At 57.3% G+C, this 281-nt stretch carries 1 protein-coding gene; it reads right to left on the minus strand.

What is annotated here, in order from left to right; translation table 11 throughout:
• On the minus strand, positions 1 to 281 hold a 281-nt coding region (locus FDX22_RS20485), incomplete at both ends, for an NADH-quinone oxidoreductase subunit H (RefSeq protein WP_186805391.1).

The following is a 281-nucleotide window of genomic DNA, read 5'->3' on the forward strand; positions in this document are numbered from 1 at the left end:
CGAGGAACACTTCGTAGCTCAGCGTCTGCGCAGACGCACGCATCGCACCGAGCAGGGAGTATTTGTTGTTACTGGACCAGCCGGCGAACAGCACCGCGTATACCGCGAGGCCTGCCATCATCAGGAAGAACAGGATCCCGATGTTCAGGTCGGCCACTACCCAGTTCGGACTCACCGGCACGATGGCGAAAGCCAGCAGCAGCGAGGTGAAGGCGATCATCGGTGCCAGGGTAAATATGACGCGATCCGAGAATTTCGGGATCCAGTCTTCTTTAAAGAAC

This window comes from Citrobacter sp. TBCS-14, from assembly GCF_005280805.1.
GTDB classification, from domain to species: Bacteria; Pseudomonadota; Gammaproteobacteria; order Enterobacterales; family Enterobacteriaceae; genus Citrobacter; species Citrobacter gillenii.